At 59.9% G+C, this 19,471-nt stretch carries 20 protein-coding genes; 2 read left to right on the forward strand and 18 right to left on the reverse strand.

Annotated elements, in window-relative coordinates:
• Positions 1-66: 66 nt before the first annotated feature.
• Positions 67-930 carry a Cof-type HAD-IIB family hydrolase gene (locus ACTNDJ_RS00685; protein WP_255413671.1) on the forward strand — a complete coding sequence of 288 codons (864 nt, stop codon included), beginning with the start codon at positions 67-69 and terminating at the stop codon, positions 928-930.
• Between the two features lie 118 nt (positions 931-1,048).
• Here the strand turns inward: ACTNDJ_RS00685 and ACTNDJ_RS00690 are convergent, their stop codons facing one another.
• The 4 genes from ACTNDJ_RS00690 to ACTNDJ_RS00705 form a co-directional block, all read right to left on the reverse strand.
• On the reverse strand, positions 1,049-1,843 hold the full coding sequence (locus ACTNDJ_RS00690; RefSeq protein ID WP_427794984.1) for a Cof-type HAD-IIB family hydrolase: 795 nt from the start codon (positions 1,841-1,843) through the stop codon (positions 1,049-1,051).
• A gap of 206 nt (positions 1,844-2,049) precedes the next feature.
• Positions 2,050-3,870 (reverse strand): adenine deaminase, encoded by a 1,821-nt coding sequence (locus tag ACTNDJ_RS00695; protein WP_441044634.1) that lies wholly within the window; start codon positions 3,868-3,870, stop codon positions 2,050-2,052.
• 357 nt (positions 3,871-4,227) lie between these two features.
• Positions 4,228-5,439, reverse strand: a complete 1,212-nt coding sequence (gene tyrS / locus ACTNDJ_RS00700) for a tyrosine--tRNA ligase (RefSeq protein ID WP_117769435.1) — start codon at positions 5,437-5,439, stop codon at positions 4,228-4,230.
• 96 nt (positions 5,440-5,535) lie between these two features.
• Complete coding sequence (locus tag ACTNDJ_RS00705) at positions 5,536-7,494, reverse strand: U32 family peptidase (protein WP_441063381.1); 1,959 nt, start codon at positions 7,492-7,494, stop codon at positions 5,536-5,538.
• Between the two features lie 160 nt (positions 7,495-7,654).
• Between ACTNDJ_RS00705 and ACTNDJ_RS00710 the strand changes: the two genes are divergently transcribed.
• Positions 7,655-9,829 carry a transglycosylase domain-containing protein gene (locus ACTNDJ_RS00710; RefSeq protein ID WP_441063379.1) on the forward strand — a complete coding sequence of 725 codons (2,175 nt, stop codon included), beginning with the start codon at positions 7,655-7,657 and terminating at the stop codon, positions 9,827-9,829.
• Positions 9,830-10,001: 172 nt separating this feature from the next.
• On the opposite strand, the gene ACTNDJ_RS00715 is transcribed toward ACTNDJ_RS00710, so the two are convergent.
• The 14 genes from ACTNDJ_RS00715 to rplO form a co-directional block, all read right to left on the reverse strand.
• On the reverse strand, positions 10,002-10,439 hold the full coding sequence (locus ACTNDJ_RS00715; RefSeq protein ID WP_154516043.1) for an arginine repressor: 438 nt from the start codon (positions 10,437-10,439) through the stop codon (positions 10,002-10,004).
• A gap of 132 nt (positions 10,440-10,571) precedes the next feature.
• Positions 10,572-11,732: a glycosyltransferase gene (locus ACTNDJ_RS00720; RefSeq protein ID WP_441083179.1), complete on the reverse strand. Its 1,161-nt coding sequence runs from the start codon at positions 11,730-11,732 to the stop codon at positions 10,572-10,574.
• A 35-nt stretch (positions 11,733-11,767) separates the two neighbouring features.
• The gene (gene truA, locus ACTNDJ_RS00725) at positions 11,768-12,592 is read right to left on the reverse strand and encodes a tRNA pseudouridine(38-40) synthase TruA (RefSeq protein WP_441063375.1); all 825 of its coding nucleotides are present in this window, start codon (positions 12,590-12,592) and stop codon (positions 11,768-11,770) included.
• Between the two features lie 92 nt (positions 12,593-12,684).
• Positions 12,685-13,167, reverse strand: a complete 483-nt coding sequence (gene rplQ / locus ACTNDJ_RS00730; protein WP_271742473.1) for a 50S ribosomal protein L17 — start codon at positions 13,165-13,167, stop codon at positions 12,685-12,687.
• A 30-nt stretch (positions 13,168-13,197) separates the two neighbouring features.
• The gene (locus ACTNDJ_RS00735) at positions 13,198-14,139 is read right to left on the reverse strand and encodes a DNA-directed RNA polymerase subunit alpha (RefSeq protein WP_154516055.1); all 942 of its coding nucleotides are present in this window, start codon (positions 14,137-14,139) and stop codon (positions 13,198-13,200) included.
• 32 nt (positions 14,140-14,171) lie between these two features.
• Positions 14,172-14,768, reverse strand: a complete 597-nt coding sequence (rpsD, locus tag ACTNDJ_RS00740) for a 30S ribosomal protein S4 (RefSeq protein WP_006235275.1) — start codon at positions 14,766-14,768, stop codon at positions 14,172-14,174.
• 19 nt (positions 14,769-14,787) lie between these two features.
• A complete protein-coding gene (rpsK, locus tag ACTNDJ_RS00745) occupies positions 14,788-15,192 on the reverse strand; it encodes a 30S ribosomal protein S11 (RefSeq protein ID WP_006235274.1) in 405 nt (134 codons plus the stop codon).
• A gap of 14 nt (positions 15,193-15,206) precedes the next feature.
• Positions 15,207-15,581 carry a 30S ribosomal protein S13 gene (rpsM, locus tag ACTNDJ_RS00750; RefSeq protein WP_154516058.1) on the reverse strand — a complete coding sequence of 125 codons (375 nt, stop codon included), beginning with the start codon at positions 15,579-15,581 and terminating at the stop codon, positions 15,207-15,209.
• A gap of 14 nt (positions 15,582-15,595) precedes the next feature.
• Positions 15,596-15,709: a 50S ribosomal protein L36 gene (rpmJ, locus tag ACTNDJ_RS00755; protein WP_006363204.1), complete on the reverse strand. Its 114-nt coding sequence runs from the start codon at positions 15,707-15,709 to the stop codon at positions 15,596-15,598.
• A 150-nt stretch (positions 15,710-15,859) separates the two neighbouring features.
• A complete protein-coding gene (gene infA, locus ACTNDJ_RS00760; RefSeq protein ID WP_035137443.1) occupies positions 15,860-16,078 on the reverse strand; it encodes a translation initiation factor IF-1 in 219 nt (72 codons plus the stop codon).
• 232 nt (positions 16,079-16,310) lie between these two features.
• Positions 16,311-17,099: a type I methionyl aminopeptidase gene (map, locus tag ACTNDJ_RS00765; RefSeq protein ID WP_441063374.1), complete on the reverse strand. Its 789-nt coding sequence runs from the start codon at positions 17,097-17,099 to the stop codon at positions 16,311-16,313.
• The gene (locus ACTNDJ_RS00770) at positions 17,096-17,722 is read right to left on the reverse strand and encodes an adenylate kinase (protein ID WP_347486596.1); all 627 of its coding nucleotides are present in this window, start codon (positions 17,720-17,722) and stop codon (positions 17,096-17,098) included. The genes map and ACTNDJ_RS00770 overlap by 4 nt, the downstream gene beginning before the upstream one ends.
• A gap of 18 nt (positions 17,723-17,740) precedes the next feature.
• Entirely contained in the window at positions 17,741-19,027 is a 1,287-nt protein-coding gene (secY, locus tag ACTNDJ_RS00775) for a preprotein translocase subunit SecY (protein WP_370450586.1), read from the reverse strand.
• Positions 19,021-19,470, reverse strand: a complete 450-nt coding sequence (gene rplO / locus ACTNDJ_RS00780; protein WP_006235267.1) for a 50S ribosomal protein L15 — start codon at positions 19,468-19,470, stop codon at positions 19,021-19,023. The genes secY and rplO overlap by 7 nt, the downstream gene beginning before the upstream one ends.
• Between the last annotated feature and the right edge of the window lies 1 nt (position 19,471).

Consider the following 19,471-nt stretch of genomic DNA (forward strand, 5'->3'; position numbering starts at 1 on the left):
CGCCCGGTGAAGGCGAGGAAGAAGGGCGTGAAGGGAGCGAAGAGCGTTGCTGCCTAGGCTAGCCCCTTGTCACACAAACTACCGAAGCCTCTTGTTTTTTCCGATATGGATGGAACACTGTTGACGAGTGACAAGCAGATGAGCGACGCCACCTGGACGATGCTCGACGAGCTCGCACGTCGCGGCATTGAGTTTGTACCGTGCACGGGGCGTCCGCTGTCGGGCGTCTTTGAGGCCATCCTCGCCCATCCTGCCGTGCACTACGCAGTCTGCGCCAATGGCGCTAGCGTCTGGCAGCTCGACGAGGATGTGCCCACCGATGCCTCACGCGCCACGCGCATATTGAGCCGACCGCTCGACCGCGCCATCGCCCACCGCGTCCATAGCATTGCCGCCGGCCACGATGTGACCTTCGATATCTTCGCGGACGGGCGGTGCTTCCTCCCCCGCTCGCTCTACACGCGCCTGGACGAATTCTGCGGCGGAGATCCTCACATCGCGGCTTCGCTCAAGCGCACGCGAACGCCGATCGACATGGATATCGACAGCAAAATCGACGAGGTCGAGGTGCTCGAACGCATCGCCATGTACTGGCACGACTCAGCCGACCGCGATGCTATCGTGGCGGCGCTCGACACGCTCGAAGGCATTGAGGTCACGCGTTCGTACGCCATGAATATCGAGGTCATGGGCGGGGGTGCCACCAAGGGAACGGCATTGGCTTGGCTATGTGGGCATCTGGGCGAGCCTCTCGCCGACGCCTGGGCGTTCGGCGACAACATCAACGACATCCCCATGCTGCAGGCAGCGGGCCACGGTACGGCGATGATCAATGCCGAGCCCGAGGACCGCGAAGCCGCCGGCGCCATCACCGAATACGACAACGACCACGACGGCGTCGCCCGCGCCGTCATGGCCGCCCTCGCCTAGCAGCAGCAACCCGGCAGGGTAGCTAATTTGGGACGGGGCTTTTTTAGCTACCCTGGTCACAGTAGTCGTTGGGGGCACTCTTCGCGGGGCGCTGCAAGGACTGTCCCCATCTGCCGAATTAGGCGAGACTCTCCAGCACGCGACGGAGCTCCTGCTGGACGGCGTGGTCGCGGTTGCACCCCACCACGCGATCGGCGACTGCCTTGAGCGCGGGGCGCGCGTTTTCCATCGCGCAGCCCGTGCCGACAAAGCGAATGATCTCGTAGTCGTTCATCGAGTCGCCAAAAGCCATGACCTCGTCGCGTTCGACGCCATAGTGCTCCATGAGCTGTGCGATGCCCGAGGCCTTCGACACACCGGGCTGCATGGCATCGATCCACGCGTTGCCCGAAGGCGCAAAGGTAAAGAACTGGCCGAGCTCGCGCTGCAGTACGTAAGCGCTGTCCATAACGGCACCATCATCGCAAAAGATACTCGCCTTGATGATATTTACGCTGGGATCGGGCAGCTCCCAAATGCGCTCGGCATTGGGAAGGTCCTTATCCACCTCGCGCACGAACTTACTCTCGTCATCGAGCAAGAAGGACTTGGTTCGGTCAAAGAGCGCAAGATGCAGATTGGGAAACGTCGCGACGGCCTGGGCTAGCTTTCGAATCGCCAGGTGCGAATACACCTCACGGCCTACCATTTTGCCGTCGGCGTAGACCTGGGCACCGTTAGCTGCGACAAAGTCCATTTTGTCGCGAACGGGCGCAAAGAACTCGCACAGGCGATCGTAGCGGCGGCCTGACGATGCGGCAAAATGCACGCCATGCTCGCGTAGCGCCAAAATCAGTTCGTAGGTCTCGGGAGGCACCTGGCCGTTTTCGTCAAGCAACGTGCCGTCCATATCGGATGCAATCAGCTTAAACATAGAAAAGCTCCCTTCGGGCTTGCTGGAATCGAACGTGTATCCGATTCCAACGTACCCAAAGGGAGCTCAAATAAGACCCCGCAGTCATAAACGTTACATAGACCTGGCAAATAGCTCACGCGCGCCAGAGAGCCCACGGTCGCGGCGTCAGGCGACACGCCAAAGAGTGTCCCCAGCGACTAGTCGTTTAAGAACGTCCCCGATGACTAGTCGGCGTAGGTGAAGGTCGTGACGTCGAACATGCCCTCGGGGCGGATGCGGAGCGTCGGGATGACCGGCAGGGGCAGGAAGATGATGCCCATGATGGGGTCGAGCGGCGGCTCAATACCCATGGCGCGCGCCTTGACCATAAAGTCGTCGTGCTGCGCCGCGACATCCTCGGCCGTGCCCTCGCTCATCAGGCCACCGAGCGCCAGCGGAATGCGCGCCACGACCTCGCCGTTGCGCACCAGCACGTGACCGCCCTGGCCCACGGCCTCAACAGCAGCCATCATATCGGCGGCGTTGTCGCCCACCACGCACACGTTGTGCGAGTCGTGGCCGATTGTGGAGGCAATGGCGCCACCGGTGATGGTGAAACCGCGCACCCAGCCGCGACCGATATGCTTGCCGACCAGGCCCAGGCCAGCGGGGCCGTCGCCGTCGACGCCCTCGGCTTGCAGCGACACGCCGCGGCCATGGCGCTCAATCAGCATAATGCGGCGCAGGCCCTCGGCGCTCTCGGGGCGAGCCATACCCGTGATGGCCTTACCCGGCACCACGTCAATCACAGCCTCGCCCGGCTTAAAGGCATAGTCGAAAACGTCGAGCGAAAGCTTCGGCAGCTTAACAGAGGCGCGCAGCTCATCGGCAAGGGCTGCAACCTCAGCCATCTCGGGTGCGATCTCGCCCACAAAGGTGCCATCCTGCGCCACCAGAGCACCGGCGGCATATACGCGATGCGGGGCCGTGGCAAACGTCAGATCGTTGAGCACCAGCAGGTCGGCACGCTTGCCCGGAGCGATGGCGCCGCGGAGCTCATGCGGGTCACGACAGCCGTGGTCCAGGCCAAAGGCCTCGGCCGTGGAAAGGGACGCCATGGAGATGGCGACCACCGGGTCGATGCCGGCCTCGATAGCCACGCGGCAGGCATTGTCGATCATGCCGGTCGAAAGTGCATCGGAGGGAGCGCGGTCATCGGTCGCGAAGCAGCAGCGGCGGGCACGGGCGGGGTTTTCCAGCAGCATAGGCGACAGGTTGGCAAGATCATGGCTGCAGGTGCCCTCGCGCAGCATGACATACATGCCGCGGGATAGCTTGTCGAGCGCTTCCTCGGGAATCGTCGACTCGTGGTCGGCGATAATACCCGCCGCGGCATAGGCGTTGAGATCCTTGCCGGCAACAAGCGGAGCATGACCGTCAACCTGCTTGGACGGTGTCTGGTTGGCAGCATCGATGCGAGCGCAGGTCTCGGGGTCGGCCATAAAGACACCCGGCAGGTTCATCATTTCGCCCAGACCAAAGACGTCGCCCGGATGCTCGGCAAAAAACGCCTGCATATCGGCAGCAGTGATGACGGCACCGGCCTGCTCGTCGGGCAGTGCGGGCACGCACGAAGGCATCATGTACTTGATGGAGATGGGCGCGCGACAACCGTCCTCAATCATAAAGCGCAGGCCGTCTAGGCCGGAAACGTTAGCGATCTCGTGGCTGTCGGCAATAGCGGTGGTGGTGCCACGCGTCGCCGCCATGCGCGCATACTCGGCAGGGCGGATGTTCGAAGACTCGATATGCAAGTGTCCGTCAATAAAACCGGGTGCGAGATAGCGACCCTGACAGTCGATAACCTCAGCTGCCTCGTACGTGCCAGCAGCGTCATCTCGACCATCGTAGAGAACACCGACGATCACGCCGTCCTTGACGGCGACGCTACCGGGCGCCACGCGCTGACCGTACACATCGACGATCTGCGCGTTGGCAAACAGCGTGTCGACGGGCACGCGGCCCTCGGCGGCATCGATCACAGACCTCATGACCTCAACGGACATACATACTCCTTTAACCGTAGAAAAAAGCTGCGGAGCGGACAGACCTTCACCGCAGCAAGCCAATAGCCATTGTATGCCCAAACGATGGGCCAGCAATACGCCCCTCTGCTTAACGGCACGCACCACTTGGCGCAATGGGGACAGGCTGCTTTGCACCAAAAAGAAACGTCCCTAAGTGCCAACCAGGACAACGCCGTAGGTGGAGGACGGACAGCGAGCGGACTCCAGAGCGAACAAATTGGCATGAAAAGAGGACGGCATAGACCTTCTGGTCATGCCGTCCTCTTTGAATGACAAGTTGTCGCTCTGGAGCCCGCGCAGCGTCAAGCTGTTACGCGGTTTGGTAAAACCGCGTAACTAAATAAGCTTAAAGCCCTTGCGCTTGCCCACGGAGAGGGTGTCGCCCAGCTTGAGGGCACTGGGGTCGATGTTGTAGCTCTTGGGAGCCACGGCCTTGCCGTTGATCTTGACACCGCCGCCGTCAATGTCGCGGCGGGCCTGACCGGCGCTGGCCGAAAGACCCAGGTCCTTGAGCAGGCCGGCAAGGTAAATCTGGCCCTCGTCGTTTACGGTCAGCTCAACATGCTTCTCGGGGAAGTCGGCGAGCTGGCCCTCCTTGAACACGCGGTCGAACTCGGCCTGAGCCTCGTCGCCGGCACCGGCGCCGTGGTAGGTGTCGCACAGGTCGCGGCCCAGAGCGCGCTTGAGCTCATAGGGATCGGCAGAGCCATCGGCCAGGGCAGCGTCGATCTTGTCGACCTCGGCCGGGGTGAGCGAGCTCGCCAGGCGGTAGTACTTGCCGATCATCTCGTCGGGGATGGACATGGTCTTGCCGAACATATCCTTGGGCGCGTCGGTCAGACCGATGTAGTTGCCATAGGACTTGGACATCTTACGGACGCCATCGGTGCCCTCGAGCAGCGGCATGGTGAGCGCGATCTGCGGCTCCATGCCCATCTTCTCCATGAGCTCACGGCCGGCGAGCAGGTTGAAAAGCTGGTCGGTGCCGCCCATCTCCACGTCAGCCTTGATCATGACCGAATCGTATGCTTGCATCACGGGATACAGGAACTCGTGCAGGGCGATCGGCGTCTGGGACTGATAGCGCTTGGTAAAGTCATCGCGCTCAAGAATGCGGGCGACGGTGAACTTGGAGCACACCTGCAGCAGACCGGCCAGGTCCATCGACAAGATCCAGTCGCCGTTGTGCACGATGGTGGTCTTCTCGGGGTCCAAGATCTTCATGGCCTGGCTCACGTAAGTCTCGGCGTTGGCCTCGATCTGCTCCTGAGAAAGCTGCGGGCGGGTGGAGTTCTTGCCCGAAGGATCGCCAATCAGCGCGGTACCGTTGCCGATGATCAGGGTGACGTTATGGCCCAGGTCCTGGAACTGGCGCATCTTGCGCAGGGGCACGGCGTGGCCCAGGTGCAGGTCGGGGCTGGTGGGATCGACGCCGAGCTTGATGTTGAGGGGCTCACCCTTCTCAAGCTTCTTACGAAGGTCGGCCTCGGGGACGATCTTCGCGGCGCCCGAGGTGATGATACGCATTTGCTCGTCAACAGACAGCATTGGGTATCCTCCTTTTGCTATAGCACCCTCGCCGAAAACGGCGGTGCTGGAAGTCCATAAACTCTCATATGATAACAAACTGACGCGACGCAGCACCTACGACAGGAAAATCCTCGTCCTGCCGCATGCGTCGATGGCAACTGGCAGACGTGTACCGTCACGATCGACCAGATAGCGCGTCTGCCGGCGACGCAAGCAGTCGCAGCAACAAGCCTGTCCCGTCGCATCGGTGGCACAGACGCCCTCGGCGGTCAGCAGGCAGTGCTCGCACACCATAAGCTCGGGACGATCGGTATCGACGGGACCCAGGACGCCAGGACAGGCGGCAAGCTCGGCAACGCGTTTCGTATCGTGAGCGACAAGTTCGGCAGGCAAAAATACGCGCTGCGCCCCAAGCCCCCGCAACCAGGCGAGCGTTGCCCGGTTCGCACAGAACACCGGCGCTGCCACGTCAAAGACGACGCGCAGTTCGCGAGCTATCGCCACTTGTCCCAGATTACGACAGACGATGCGGCCGGCGCGCTGCATGAGCGACCGAGTGCGCTCGATATCGCCCACACGGCAGACCTCGTCGAGCACAACAGTCGCATCGGACAGGTCGAGCTCTTCGTTCGGGTCCTGGTCCATCAGCTGCCAGGCAAAGACCAAGCGAGCGGCGACAGACTCTGCAGGTTCTTCCGGCTGCGCGCCACCATCCATCAGAACGCCCGCAAACGGCAGCGTCTCGACAGCGCGTTTCGCAAGCACGGCCGCATCGGCCTCGGCCCGCATGCGCTCCAGTGCCGCCGCCGTTTGCTCAAGCACACCAGCGCTGCGAATCAGATACACTTCGCAGCCCGCGTCGACCTTGCGCTTGCAATGGACAACGATGCGCTCTCCCGCCGCGGCATCCACCGGGCAGGGAACTTGCGGCCAGCGTTTAGGTACATCGGGCCGAGCGTCGGCGCCCGGGTAAAACCTGATCTCGAGCGTATCGCCCGCCGCCACGGCGGCATCGAGCTCGACGGTCACTTCCTCGTGTCCCACGGTAACCAAACGGCCCACACGCACGCCCTGGTTGATCGCGCGTTCAAAACTCATAAGCTCCGCGCCCGAGCGGCCTCGCAGATACGCGTCGGTAAACCCGCGGTTAAACGACCTTCCCAGCTCACGTTCGAGCGCCCGCACGGCATCGGGATCCCACGCGCCATCACGCAGCATATCGAGCGCCCGGCGCCACGCCCGCACCACGTTGTAGACGTAGTCGGGGTTCTTCATACGCCCCTCGATCTTGAGCGACGCCACCCCGGCAGCAACAAGCTCGGGTAAATGAGCAATGCCCAGATAGTCACGCGGGCAGAGCAGACGATCGCCTTCGACGGCAACGACGCTCTCCCCAGCCTCATCCACCAAATCGTATGCCAGACGGCACGGCTGCGTGCAGTCGCCACGCATCGCCGACCGTCCGCGCCGCAGGGCCGAAAACTCGCACGCGCCCGAATAGCCAATGCATATGGCGCCATGGCAGAACACCTCGATGGGCACACCGGTAGCGCAGAGCGTCGCAATCTCTGCCACGGTCAGCTCGCGCGCCGTCGTCACGCGCTCGACCCCCAGCTCGTCAGCCGCCAAACGCACAGCCCCCTTGCTATGGACGCCCGCTTGGGTGGACAGATGAATCTCGACCCCCGGAATTGCCGCATGCAGCGCGCGGGCTAGGCCCGCATCTGCCACGATCAGTGCATCGGCGCCCAGCGCATGCGCATGTGCCCCCAGTGCCACAGCTTCGGACAGCTCGTCGTCGAACACGAATACGTTGAGCGTCACGTACACGCGCGCACCATGGGCGTGCGCCACGGCACACCCGCGCGCAAATTCGTCATCACTAAACCCGTGCGCACTCACGCGGGCGTTAAATCCGCTCAACCCGGCATAAATGGCATCGGCACCTGCCGCGATCGCGGCGAGCATCTGATTGAGCCCGCCAGCCGGAGCCAACAGCTCGGGCAGTGCCAGCCCCGATGTTGGCGTCCCATTCCCGCATTGTCTGCTAGGCTCCGTCGCCCAAATCGCCATCGGCAAACTCCTTACCAAGGTATGCAATCGCTCTGTTAATTGCCGTCAACCAGCATACACGAGGCTTCGCGCGGCTCGATTGGTTTATCGTGTAATAACTTATGTCCATCCTGCCCGACGCATACCCGCCGCCTGGCACGACATACTTGGAGGTCAACATATGGGTCCTCGCCAACGACAGGGACACGGTCGCTCTAAGACGCACGCTCTGCCCGTCATCCTGCTTTCGCTTTTGGGCTTTTTGCTCATCGCGGGCGTAGCATTTGGCATCGGCATGATCGGCAACGTCAACCGCTGGCTGTCCGACCTGCCCGACTACACCGACGCCAACGCCTATCTGGTCAGCGAGCCCACCGAGATTGTTGACTGCAACGGCAACAAGATCGCCAGCTTCTATACCCAAAACCGCAAGTCCATCACCAAGGACCAGGTCTCCCCGTACGTCCTGCAGGGCACGATCGACGTCGAGGACGAGCGTTTCTACGAGCACGGCGGCATCGACCTCTTGGGCATCGCGCGTGCCTCGGTGGCAACCCTTGCCGGCGGCCACGAAGGAGCCTCGACCATCACCCAGCAGGTGGTGCGCAACACCATCCTGCAGGAGGAGCAGTTCGACTTGACCATCGAGCGTAAGGTGCGCGAGGCCTATATCGCCATCAAGATGGAGGATATGTACTCCAAAGACGAGATCCTCATGATGTACCTCAACACCATTTACTATGGCCACGGCGCCTATGGCATCGAGGCCGCCGCCGAGACCTACCTCTCCAAGAGTGCTTCCGACCTCACCCTGAGCGAGGCCGCGCTGCTCATCGGTCTGCCCAACTCGCCTTCACAGTACGACCCCACGGTCAATCCCGACCTGGCGCTTTCCCGCCGCAATAAGGTGCTCGACAACATGCTGCGCCTGGGCCACATCACGCAGGAAGAGCACGATGCCGCGCAGGCTGAGCCCATCACCCTCAACGTGACCGAGATCTCGGGCAGCGGTGTCGACGTATACTCACAGCCCTACTTTGTCTCCTATGTCAAGCAGCTGCTCGAGCAGGAGTTCTCCACCGACGTGCTCTTTAAGGGTGGCCTGACTGTTAAGACCACCATCGACCCCACCATGCAGCAGGTGGCCGAGGAGGCTGTGCGCTCACAGCTCGACACGCTTTCGCTCGATGGCCTGGACATGGGCATGGTTGTCGTTGACCCCAAGACCGGCTACATCAAGTGCATGGTGGGCGGCTACGACTACAACGCCGACGAGAATCACGTGAACCACGCTACGGCAAAGCGCCCCGTGGGCTCCACGTTTAAGGCCTTTACGCTGGCAACTGCCATCCAAAACGGCATGAACCCCAACGTTATTCTCAACTGCAACTCGCCACTCAAGGCCAAGGGCACCACGACCGAGGTGCAAAACTATGACAAACAGAGCTATGGCAACATCACGCTTAAGCAGGCAACGGCATACTCATCCAACACCGGCTACATTCAGGTGGCCGAAGCCATCGGAAATGACAAGATCATGTCGCTCGTCAAAAAGCTCGGCATCGATCCCGCCAAGGACAATATCGAGGACGTTCCCGTCATGACGCTCGGCACCGGGTCCATCTCACCGCTCGAGATGGCATCGGCCTACGCCGCTTTTGCCAACGGCGGCTATTATCGCCAGCCGATCGCCATCACCGAGATCGACTCGCGTACCGGCTCGGTTCTGTACCAGCACACCGACAATCCCACGCGGGTGCTCACCGAAGGCGAGGCTGCCGCGGTTACCGACGTTCTATCCGGCGTCATGCAGGGCAGCGGCACGGGTGCCGCCGGCGCGCTGAGCGTCAACCAGCCCTATGCCGGCAAAACGGGCACCACTGACAACACCACCAACCTGTGGTTCTGCGGCTACACGCCGCAACTGGCATGCGCCCTGTGGACCGGTTATTCCGCAGGCGAGATTCCCATCCAAAAGTACGGTTCGGACCTGCTGGGCGACAGCACCAACCTGCCCGTCTTTAAGAAGTTCATGAACACCGTTCTTGCGGGCGCCGAGCGCGAGGAGTTCCCGACCGGAACGGCTCCCACGTACAAGAACAATAACGTCTGGAAGTTCTACGGCACAAACAACAAGAAGAAGGAAGAGGACGAGGATAAGGACGAAGACGAGGAAGAAGAGACGGAGACCACCGGCGGGAGCGGCAACGAGGGCGGTAACACCGGCGGCGAAGGCGATGGCGGCAGTACCACCCCTACTCCCGACCCCAGCCCCGATCCCAGCCCCAGCCCCGACCCTGGCCCGACCCCCGATCCCAGCCCTAGCCCGACCCCCGATCCCTCCACAGGTCAGTAGATAGCAAAGCGCCCGAGCAGCTCAAATGCTCGGGCGCTTTTTGCTGGGACATACATGGCATATCGCGCGCAATCGAGATGCCACGACAGGAGCGTCACAAAAAGGGCGTCGGCTCAAAACCGACGCCCCTGTATTTCCACCGTCTTAGCTGGCGTTGTTTACGCGCGTAAAGCTATTTACGCGCGGCACTGAGCTTGTTAATCAGCGCTTCGAGACGTTCGCCATCCTCGGCAGTCTGAGCGATAACCAAAATCGTGTCATTGCCGGCAAGCGATCCGAGCACATCGGGCAGCTCGGCCGCATCGACAGCCGCGGCAATGCCCGAGGCGGTGCCGGGCTGAGCCTTAATCATAACCAGGTTGTCGGTGCGCAACACACCGGTAACCAGCTCGGAGACCATGCGCTGCAGGTGCAGGTCCTCAGCCAGAACATAGATGCCCTCGGGCAGTTTGCGCAGCCCCATATCGGCGATGTCACGCGAAACCGTCGCCTGCGTGCAATCAAAGCCCATGGCGCGGAGTTCGTCCACCAGCACGCGCTGCGTACGCACGTCTTTATTGCGCACGATATCTCTGATGGCATCCTGGCGCCCGTTGCGTTTTTTAGCCATATAAAACCTCACTCCATAGATGGCGAAGACAATCTATCAGTGATTGAATAGTTTAGCGCTATTTGAGGCTATTTGTGAATAAGAACGCATTTCGAAACAATTCTATGCAAATTATTTTCGAATATGACACAGCTAGGCTATCCTTGCGCCCGTTCTGTTCAAAAAAGCAGCCAGATGCGCATACATAACGCAGCGCATAGGCTTAACGTTGGCAATCGGCCCAAACAAAAGTCCAAGGCCTCGGCGCTCTCCCTTAAGGGCCACCGCCATCTGGCGGGTCCGCACGTCGTTGAGCATATCACGCAATCGTGCCGTGCGCTCAATTGAAGACACCCCATGGGGGCTCAGGCACAAATTCTCGATACAAGCAACCAAGCGGCCATAGTAAAACCGTTGGCAGGCCAGCTTTAGATGGTTATCGTCATCTATTGCGTCGAATGGCACGCAAAGCTCTTCAAGCGCCTTGGCGTCATCGGAAAGTCGCGAGAACATGGTGGGGTCGAATGAATCCGCAACCGATGGCGCGGCCGTATGGAAACAAGCTTCGGCGCACCCCAATACGCGTTCCGCATGCGAAAGGGCAGGCGCCAAAAAGGCGATCGCACGATACGACTCGGCATGCTGCAGACACAACTCAAACAGGGAGCGTTCATACATCACGCCGGAATGTTGACAAACCAGACCGCTCTCGACCAGCTTGGCCAGGCCTAAAGCCCGGTCTCCATCGTCGGCAAGGGCAATGGATTGCGCGTCCAACATACGAGAATGGCGTTCCCGATGCGTATCGTAGCGATCGAGCGACACCGAGGGAAATACGATATCTGCCGAGGTCTCACAAGCGACATCGAGCATTGCCAAAAACGCGTGCGGCGCAAACCACTCGTCGGCGCTCATTGCGATAATGTGGGCCCCGCGCGAAGCGGCAAAACCCTCGCGAAGGCAAGCTCCGCTCGACGGATCGTCAACGTCTATCAAATCGATGTGAATATCTCTGCCCGCGGCAACATCGAGCGAATGACGAACGCCCGGCGCAGCGTTGCGACATGCAACGACAATCTGCATATCGTAGAGGTCTTGGTTTTGGACGCTTTCGAGTGCACGCATCGCGTAGCTGGGCGAACCCTCCACAACAAGGATCACCGAAAGTCGCGGAAGCGAGCCACGTCGAAGCAAGTTATCCATCCTCTCGACAGCAATAATCAACTGCCGTTCATGGTACACCCCGGCAATAAACGCAATGAGTCGCCTGATGCGCTGCACGCCAAGAACAGATGTTGCACACGGCTCGCCCACACGAGCAGCATACTTAGATGGCTCTCGCTTCTCCTCTATTCGAGCGCGACGAGCTCGGTGGGGTCATAATCTACGCCCATAAAGGTAAGGCCGCACGCCGGCGCCGTGGGACCCGCAGCAGTACGATCGCAAGCGTCAATCACCTCGCGCATCCACTCGGGATCGCGGCGATGCATGCCGATCTCGACGAGCGTTCCCACGATGGTGCGCACCATCGAATGCAAAAACGCATTGCCCTCGATGGTAAACGTGAGGATATCCTCGCCAAAGGCGACCTCGTGGCCAAACTCGGCACGCATCACGCAACGATGCGTTGGCTTGCCCACGGCAGAAGCGACCTTACAAAAGCTCTTAAAGTCCTGTTCGCCCAAAAGCGCTGGGCAGGCGGCTGCCATCGCATCCACGTCCAAAGGATAACGATGCCACCATACTGCGCCACGCGATAGCACCGGACGCGCATCGCGATCGGCAATGCGGTAGGTATAGGTCCGAGAACGTGCGTCAAAACGCGCAGAAAAGCCCTTACGGGCCTTGTAGACCTCATTAACGGCGATATCTTTGGGCAGCAGCGCATCCATAGCTCGCAGCCACCTGCGGCGCGTTAAAGCGAGCTCAGCATCCGCAACGGGCACGCTGATGTATTGGGCCACCGCATGCACCCCTGCATCGGTGCGCCCGGCACACGTCAAATCGACTGAGCGGCGCAAGAGCGTCTCTATGGCAAGACGCAGCTCTCCGGCAACCGTCGTCTGCCCCGGCTGCTCGGCAAATCCGCTATAGGACGAGCCGTCATAGGCAACACGAAACACCAACGTGGCATCGAGCTCTGGAGTCAAATTGAAATCAGACGGCGCGGTCATGGGCGCTCCCAACAAACAAACAACGATATCGCGACAAAAAAAGAGGGGTACGCGAACATACCCCTCGAATATAGCCTATGCAGACGAATTGTCTACTCAGCGGTCTCCTCAGCAGGAGCCTCCTCGGCAGCGGTCTCCTCGACAGCCTCGACCTTCTTGGGAGCAGCGGCCTTCTTGGGGGCCGGAGCAGCCTTCTTGGCCTTGGGCGTGCAAGGCTCGGTGACGAGCTCCATGATAACGATGGGAGCGTTGTCGCCCTTACGGTTACCGAGCTTCATGATGCGGGTGTAACCGCCGTTGCGATCCTGCCACATGCCCTGAGCAGCCTTGTCGAAGATCTCGGCAACGAGCTGCTTATCGCCGAGCTTGGCGATAGCCAGGCGACGAGAGTGCAGGTCGCCCTTCTTGGCCCAGGTGATGATCGGCTCGACAACCGAACGCAGCGCCTTAGCGCGGGTCTCGGTGGTCTTGATGCGGTCGTTCTCGAAGAGGGCCTTGGCCAGGCTCTTCTTCATGGCCTTGGTGTGGCTCGCATCGGTGCCGAGCTTCAGGCCCTTCTTAACGTTGTGACGCATGGTCTAGTTTCTCCTCAAATATGCGAAGCATTAAGCCTTCAGGCTCAGGCCCATGGACTCAAGCTTGTCCTTCACTTCCTCGATCGACTTAACACCGAAGTTGCGGATGTTCAGAAGATCGTTCTCCGAGAACTCAACGAGCTGACGGACCGAGTGAATGCTGGCACGCTTAAGGCAGTTGTAGGAACGGACAGAAAGGTCCAGATCCTCGATCTGCTTGTCCAGCTCGGCGTTGTCGTTGGTGACCTCGGGAGCGAAGATCGAAACCTCCTCCTCGACCTCGGGGGTCTCGGCAAGGTTCATAAAGGCAGCCATATGCTGGTTGATGATATTGGCGGCCTGGACCACGGCGTCGCGCGGGGCGATGGAGCCGTTGGTCTCGATCTCGAGGACAAGGCGGTCGTAGTCGGTGTGCTGACCGACACGGCAAGCCTCAACGAGCTTGGCGCAACGGGATACCGGCGAGTACAGCGAGTCGACGTGGATCACACCGATGGGATCGTTGTCGCGCTTGTTGGCCTCGCCAGAGACATAGCCGCGGCCATAGCCGATGCGCATGCTCATGGTGAGATGGCCACCCTCAGTGAGCGTAGCGATGTGCTGCTCGGGGTTGACCAACTCAAACTCGGACGGAATAAAGAAGTCCGCACCGGTGACCTCGCAGGGGCCGTCAACCGAGATGGTGGCGGTCGCCTCGTCGGTCGTGCCGAGAGCCCTGAAGACAAGACCCTTGACATTCAGGACGATGTCAGTGACATCCTCGACCATGTTAGGGATGGTCATGAACTCGTGCTGCGCACCATCGATCTGAATAGCCTCGACGGCGGCACCCTCGAGCGAGGACAGAAGAACGCGACGCAGGGAGTTGCCCAGCGTATCACCGTAACCGCGCTCGAGCGGCTCGACGGAGACACGAGCAGACGTCTCGTTGATCTCTTCGACCTGAACCTGAGGCCTAATGAATTCTGACATGTATTACCTCCAGCCTCAGCAGCCCGGATGGACTACTTAGAGTAGAGCTCGACGATGAGCTGCTCGTTGATATCACCGCTGATCTGCTCACGCGTCGGCAGAGCGAGCACGTTACCAGACAGCTTCTCGATATCGACCTCAAGCCAGCCAGGGACCTCAAAGCGCTCGGAGGAAATCAGAGCCTCCTTGATGGGGAGGAGGTCACGGAACTTCTCGCCAACAGCGACGACGTCGCCGGCCTTGACGCGGTAGGACGGGATGTCCACGCGCTTGCCGTTCACGGTGAAGTGACCGTGGCGGACGGACTGACGAGCCTCTTTACGGGTGCGAGCGAAGCCAAGACGGAAAACAACGTTGTCGAGGCGAGACTCAAGGATGATCATGAGGTTCTCACCGGTGACGCCGTTCATCTTACGGGCCTTGTTGAAGTAGCCGTGGAACTGCTTCTCCAGAACGCCATAGATGAACTTGACCTTCTGCTTCTCGCGCAGCTGCATGCCGTACTCAGATTCCTTGCGACGGCGCTTGGGCTGACGGATAGATTCCTTCTTGCTGCTGTAACCGAGCTCAGCGGGATCGATCCCGAGCTGACGGCAGCGCTTAAGAACAGGAGTCCTGTCGATTGCCATATTGATACGATCCTTTCAGTTACACGCGGCGACGCTTCTTGGGGCGGCAGCCGTTGTGCGGGATGGGGGTCTTGTCCTGAATGCTCGAGACCTCGAGGCCAGCAGCCTGGAGGGAGCGGATGGCGGTCTCACGACCGGAGCCGGGGCCCTTGACGAAGACGGAAACCTTCTTCATACCGTGCTCCATGGCCTGCTTGGCAGCAGCCTCGGCAGCCATCTGGGCAGCGAACGGCGTGGACTTACGGGAGCCCTTGAAGCCCACCTGGCCAGCCGACTTCCAGGAAATGACGTTGCCCTGGGGATCGGTGATCGAAACGATCGTGTTATTGAACGTAGAACGGATGTGAGCCTGGCCCACGGAAATGTTCTTACGGTCCGCGCGCTTCAGACGGGCAGCGCGAACGTTCTTCTTAGCAGTAGCCATCTATCTAGCGCTCCTTATTTCTTCTTCTTAGCACCGATCTGACGCTTCGGGCCCTTGCGGGTACGAGCGTTAGTGTGGGTGCGCTGGCCGCGGACCGGGAGGCCCTTGCGGTGACGAAGGCCGCGGTTGCAGCCGATGTCCATAAGGCGCTTGACGTTCTGGTTGCGCTCACGGCGGAGGTCGCCCTCAACCATGATCTGGTTCTTGTCGATATACTCGCGGATGGCGTTAACCTCATCCTCGGTGAGGTCCTTAACGCGCGTATCCACGTTAACGTTGCACTCGACGCAGATTTTCGTCGCAGTGGTGCGGCCGATGCCGTAAATGTAGGTCAGACCGATCTCAACGCGCTTCTCACGCGGGAGGTCGACACCATTAATACGGGCCAACGTAGTCTCCTCTCTTAACCCTGACGCTGCTTATGACGGGGGTTCTCGCAAATGACGAGGACCTTGCCATGGCGCCTAATGATTTTGCACTTATCGCACATCTTCTTGACCGAAGGACGTACCTTCATCGTTCTTCCTTTCGGTAGCGCTCAAACTACTTCCCTACTATCTACTCGCCCAGCCGCAGGCGTTTAAAACTATGGCTGGTCTTCACACACAATCCGACCGTAGGTTGAGCTAAGCCTGCAGTCGGAAATAGAGTGCGTGTATGCGTGCCGCTATTTGTAGCGATAGGTGATGCGGCCGCGGGTCAGGTCGTACGGGGAAAGCTCCACGACAACCCTGTCACCGGGGAGAATACGGATGTAATTCATTCGAATCTTGCCAGAAATGTTGCACAGAACCGAATGACCGTTCTCGAGCTCGACCTTAAACATGGCATTAGGCAACGGTTCCTTTACCGTACCCTCGAGCTCAATTGCGTCTTCCTTCTTCACAAGCAATCATCTTTCTCTAGAAAACGACAGCGATTGAGTATTCTACAACACGTATACACGCATCGTAATAACTTCGTAATGGCTCCACAACTACGTGGAACTTGTTACATTTGAAATGTAAAACAAAGCCGTTCCCTGATGCCCAAGATCGCCTTGAAATGAGAAGGCATAGACCTTGGGGTCATGCCTTCGAAATTGAAAGGCGAGGTTGGGCATCAGGGGGCGGCAACTTTTACATTTCTCCGCCTTGGAGCGAACACCAGGATCCTTGCGCATCGGTGGTGAGAATCACCGGACCGTCATTGGTGATGGCGACGGTGTTCTCGTAGTGCGCGGCGGGCAGGTGGTCGTTGGTGGTGACGATCCAACCGTCGGAGCCCGTGCTCACATGGTTGGAACCCATCGTTACCATCGGCTCGATGGCAATGACCATACCGGCCTGGAGGCGAACGCCCCTCCCCTTCTTTCCATAGTTAGGAACATTGGGGTCCTCGTGCATCGCGCGGCCAATGCCATGGCCCACATAGTCACGAAGCACGCCATAACCGTGAGACTCGGCGAGAGACTGGACGGCATGGCCAACATCCCCGATATGGTTACCGGGAACAGCCTGCTCAATGGCAGCCTTAAGGCAATCGCGCGTAACCTCGCACAGGGCCTTGGCCTCGGGCGTAGGGGTGCCGACGAAAAACGTCCATGCGTTATCGCCAACCCAACCGTCGACAACGGCTCCCGTATCGATAGAGATGATATCGCCATCGCGCAGGATCATATCGGGGTTGGGAATACCGTGGACCACGGCATCGTTGATCGATGCGCAAATGGTCCCCGGGAACCCGCCGTAACCCTTAAAGGCCGGGGTGCCGCCATGCATGCGGATAATCTGCTCCGCGAGCTGATCGAGCTCAAAAGTCGAAACGCCGGGGCGCACCATGGCTCCAACGTGGCGGAGCGCCATCTTAGATAGCGCTCCTGCCTTCTTCATCTGCTCGATTTGCGTTGCAGACTTAATCTTAATCATAGACCGAGGGCCTCTTTGACATCCCCGTATACGGTCTCGCGAGCCTGGTCACCGTTGACCGACTTGAGCAGACCCTGGCCACGATAGTAATCGACAAGCGGGCTCGTGGACTTCTCGTAGACGTCGAGACGGTTCTTGATGGTCTCGGGCTTATCGTCGTCGCGCTGATACATCTCGCCGCCGCATTTGGGGCAAGTAACATCGGCAGCAGTGCCGGTGTAACCGCAGGCGCGGCAGGTGCGACGCGAAGACAGACGATCGATGATGACCTCGGGGGCCACGTCGACCAGAAGGGCGCAGTCGATCTCGCGACCCATGGCGGAGAGCTCGGAATCGAGCGTCACAGCCTGGGCGGTGTTGCGCGGGAAGCCGTCGAGGATGAAGCCCTGCTGGGCGTCATCGGCGGCAAGGCGCTCCTTGACAAGGTCGATCACGAGCTGGTCGGGAACGAGCTCGCCAGCGTCCATGTACTTCTTAGCCTGAATACCAAGCTCGGTGCCACCCTTGACGGCAGCACGCAGCAGGTCGCCCGTGGAGATGTGGGCGACGCCAAACTCGGCGACGAGCTCCTGTGCAACGGTGCCCTTACCGGCACCCGGAGCTCCGAGCAATACCAGGTTCATGAGCAATCCTCCTCTAGCCTATTTAAAGAATCCATCGTAATCATACATCTTGATCTGGCCTTCGAGCTTGTCGACCGTGTCGAGCACGACGCCGACCATGATGAGGATGGACGTGCCGCCAAATGCCTGGATCAGCTGATTGCCCGTGAAGGAGAAGATGATCGAAGGCACGATGGCGATGAGCGCCAAAAAGACAGCGCTGGGAAGCGTAATCTTGTTGAGCGCGTTCTTGATGTAGGCCGCGGTAGCCCTACCCGGACGAACGCCCGGAATGAAGCCGCCCTGCTTCTTAAGGTTGTCGGCCGTGTCATCGGGATTGAACACCATGGAGGTGTAGAAGTACGCGAAGAACACGATGAGGACAACGTTAAGCACCCAGTTGAGCCAACCGGTCGAAAGCGCAGAGGCAACTGCCTGAATCCAGCCGATGCCGGGGAAGAACACGGCAACCTGAGCCGGGAAGTACAGCAGCGCCGAAGCGAAGATGATCGGCACGACACCCGCGGTGTTGACCTTGATGGGCAGGTAGGTGGTCTGGCCACCCATCATGCGACGGCCCACGACGCGCTTAGCGTAGGAGACCGGAATGCGGCGCTGGCCGCGCTCAAGGAAAACGATCAGCGGGATAACCAGCAGGATGATGGCGCAGATGATCACCATAGTGATGATGCCACCGCCATTGCCCTCGGTGCTGGAGAAGATCGCCTGCGGCAGACCGGCCATGATGTTCGCAAAGATGATCAGCGACATGCCATTGCCGATACCGCGCTGGGTAATGAGCTCACCAATCCACATGATCAGCATGGCGCCCGCGGTGAGCGTGCCGACGATCATGAGGTCGAAGATGATCTCGGGAGCGGCGGCGCCATTAAAGCTGATGCCGAAGCTCTTAAAGAGGAAGAGGTAACCCACGGAGTTGAGGATTGCCAGAGCCAGGGTGAGGTAACGCGAATACTGCGTAATCTTGGTCTGACCGACCTCGCCCTCGCGGGCAAGCTCATGCAGGGAAGGCACAACGGCCTGGAGCATCTGGAGGATGATCGAGCTGGTGATGTAAGGCATGATGCCCAGCGAAAACACCGACACATAGCTCAACGCGCCGCCAGAGAAAAGATTCAGGAGGGCCATAGCACCTGCGGCGACCGAATTGTTATCGGTCGAGAAAAGGCCCAGCATCCCCTGGAAGGGAATGCCGGGCACAGGAACGTGCGCACCAATGCGGTACACGACGAGCATAGCTATGGTAAAAAGAATCTTTTCGCGCAGTTCTTTGATGCGGAAAGCATTCTTAAGACCATTTAGCACGGCAGCTCGACCTTTCCGCCGGCGGCCTCGATCTTGGCCTGCGCAGAAGCGCTGACCTTGTCGACCTTGACCGTGAACTTCTTGGTAAGCTCACCATTGCCGAGCACCTTGACGGGCTCGAACTCGCTCTTGGTGATGCGAGCGGCCTTAAGAGCGGCACCGTCGATCACAGCGCCATCCTCGAACTTACGCTCGAGACGCTCAACGTTAACAGCGGTGTACTCGATACGACGGGGGTTGCGGAAGCCCGGAAGCTTGGGCAGGCGCATAGCCAGCGGAGTCTGGCCACCCTCGAAGCCGGCACCCTTGGTGCCGCCAGAGCGAGAGCCCTGGCCCTTCTGGCCGCGGCCAGAAGTGGTGCCGTGACCCGAAGAATTGCCACGGCCAACGCGCTTGCGGTTCTTGGTGGAACCGGGCGCGGGAGTAAGATCGTGAAGCTGCATT

Origin of the sequence: Collinsella sp. HCP3S3_D1 (assembly GCF_052064015.1) — a bacterium.
Classification (GTDB): domain Bacteria; phylum Actinomycetota; class Coriobacteriia; order Coriobacteriales; family Coriobacteriaceae; genus Collinsella.